Source organism: Leptolyngbya sp. FACHB-36 (assembly GCF_014695955.1).
GTDB lineage: Bacteria > Cyanobacteriota > Cyanobacteriia > Leptolyngbyales > Leptolyngbyaceae > FACHB-36.
In genome coordinates this window covers 1-2,818 of record NZ_JACJPG010000116.1, presented here as the reverse complement: position 1 = coordinate 2,818, position 2,818 = coordinate 1, and the positions used below count along the sequence as shown (strand labels likewise).

2 protein-coding genes are annotated in these 2,818 nt (G+C 56.8%); both read left to right on the top strand.

Features of this window, described 5'->3' with window-relative positions; all coding sequences use genetic code 11:
• A partial coding sequence (locus H6F43_RS01615) for an efflux RND transporter periplasmic adaptor subunit (protein WP_190340276.1) occupies positions 1–618 on the top strand: 618 nt, incomplete at its 5' end.
• Positions 619–629: 11 nt separating this feature from the next.
• The coding region (locus tag H6F43_RS01610) for an efflux RND transporter permease subunit (protein ID WP_190340275.1) at positions 630–2,818 on the top strand (2,189 nt) is incomplete at its 3' end.

Below are 2,818 nucleotides of genomic sequence, written 5' to 3'. Positions count from 1 at the left end.
GCAGAAGTCAATCAGGCACGGCTGACCCAACTGCGGACGCAGGTAAAAGCAACGTCTGCTGGCGTGGTCGATCGACGGGTGGTCAGCCGGGGCGACTATGTAGAAAGCAACGGCGAAATTGTGTCGCTAATTGCGGGCGATCGTCTGGATATTTTCCTGGAATTACCCGAAGATCTGACGGGCAGAGTCACGGCTGGAATGCCCATTCAGCTCACCTCACGGGCGCTGCCCCAGTGGAAACAGCGAACCACGATTACAGCCGTCGTCCCAGCAGCAGAAGCATCCTCTCGACGGCAGCGCGTGCGCGTGCGGCTAGAGAATGCAGGACAGCGCTTGCTGCCTGGTATGGCGATCGCTGGCACGTTAGAAATGCCCGCTGATCGCCGCAGCTTTGTGGTGTCGCGTGACGTGCTGACCCAGCGACAAAATCAGTGGTTTGTGTTTGCGATCGAGGCTGGCAAAGCCAAGCAGGTTCCGGTGGAACTGGTGACGGATATGGGCGAAAGGGTTGCTATTTACAGCAATGCTTTACGTACCGGGCAGGAAATTGTCTTACGCGGCAGCGATGGACTGCGGGACAGTGCACCTGTGAAAGTCGTTCAGAACAGCAACAGCTAGAGGATACTGCGATGAATCTCATTGAACTGGCTGTGCGATGGCGACACGGCACCTTCGTCTTGTTTTGCTTGCTGGCAATCTTTGGGGTGTTTGCCCTGTTAGGGCTGCCGCTGGAGCTACAGCCCGGTGGCGATCGTCCCGAAATTACCATCACTACCACCTATCCTGGAGCGGGACCCACTGAAGTAGAAGACTTGGTGACACGCCCGATCGAAGAACAGATGGAACAGGTGTTGGGCGTGCAAGAGATTAGCAGCAATTCCCGTGCTGGACGCAGCGCCATCACCCTGGAATTCACGCCCGGTGCGGATCTAGAAGGGCGATTGGTGGATGTGATCAATCGGCTCCAGCAAGCAGATAGTTTGCCTCCCGAAGCAGACGAGTCCAACGTGGAACTGGTGGGCGGCAGCAGTTCGCCGATGATGTGGATTCCGATGGTGCCGCAGGATGGCAAAGGCGACCCCAACCACTACCGCGATCTGGCAGAAGAGGTGATTGTACCGCGACTGCGACGGGTGGAAGGCACCGGGCAATTCTTGATTGTGGGCGGACAGCGGCGAGAAGTAGAGGTCAAAGTTGACCCGAAAGCGCTGTCGGACCGCAACCTGACGATCGGGGATGTGGTGCAAATGCTGCAAGCCAACAACCGTGATATTCGCGGCGGTCCGTTGATTCTGGGACGGCGCGAATACCGCGTCAGAACGCTGAGTCGATCGCAAGATTTGGCGCAAATCGAGGGTTTTGTGCTGCGGCGAGATGCCTCCGGGACGGTGTATCTGCGGGATGTAGCCAAGGCGCAAATGGGGCGCAAAGTGCAGGATAGCGCGCTGGTTTTTAACGGTACGCCAACGGTGGCGATTGGTGTGATTCGGCAAGTCGGTGCCAACGTGCCCGAGGTTGCCAAGGGGGTACGCGATACTATCACGCAGTTGGAAGGCGAGCTAAACCGTCAGGGAGAAGCCCTGCGCTTCGCCTACAACTACGACGAAAGCCAGTACATTCAGCAGTCGATCGACCTGCTGCAAGGAAACCTGATCAGCGGTGCCTTACTAGCCACACTCGTGCTGTTGCTGTTCTTGGGTTCGATGCGAACCGTTGCTGTGGTAGCCCTGACGATTCCCATTTGCTTGATTACTATTTTCATTGTGTTGCAACTGTTTGGTCGCACGCTGAATCTCATTAGTCTGGCTGGAGTCGCTTTTGCGGTGGGTATGGTGGTGGATTGCGCGATCGTTGTGATCGAAAACATTTTCACCCACATGCAGAAGGGCAAAAGCGCAATGCGGGCTGCGATCGAGGGCACGCAAGAAGTGTGGGCAGCGATGCTCGGCTCGACGCTGACTAATGTAATCGTCTTCCTGCCTCTGATTATGGTGACCGGAGAAGCGGGACAACTGTTCGCCGATATGGCGATCGCCCTTTCGTGTTCTGCCATCTTTGCCCTGTTTTCGGCGGTTACCCTGGTGCCGATGCTTTCTGGGCTATTTCTTGACCAGGCAGAGGCACAGCGAATGCTATCGACCACCACGTCATCCGCTGTACCGCTTCCACCGGGTCTGTTTGGCAAAGTGCAGCAGGCGGTTTACCGCACCTCCGATGTCTTCCGCTACTTTCAGGGCAAGTTAGAAGACTTCCTTGCCGCCACCGTAAGCTGGTCGATCGGTCGCCGACGCGTAGGGCGTAGACTGCTGCTATTGGGCATTCCGGTCGGGTTGCTCTTGCTGAGCATTCTCCTGTTGCCGCCTGCCGACTATTTGCCCGAAGGCAACCGTAACCTAGTAGTGCTGCGGGCTGAGCCGATGCCCGGAACCAGCATCCCCGAAGCCATTCGGCAGTCGCAACCTGTGCAAGATTTCCTACGATCGCAGCCGGAAGTCGAGCGCATCATGTACGTCGATCGTCCCGGTGCCCTGCGTGGCATTGCTACCATCCTCAAACCAGAGTTTGCCACTACCGCCGGGCTAGCTGAGATGGTCAACCGCCTGCGGGCAAAGGCAAGCGATTTTGCAGGCTATCGCTTTGTCATTCCTACCCGCATCTCCATCTTCCGCGATCCCGGTAAGGAATTTGATGTGGATATTGTGGGAGCCGAGCTGGAGCAGTTGAGTGACCTGGAGCAAGAAATTACGGGTAAACTGCGTGCCTTGCCCGGAGTGCAAAGCGTGCGATCGAATTTTGTGATGGGCGCTGGCGAAATTCA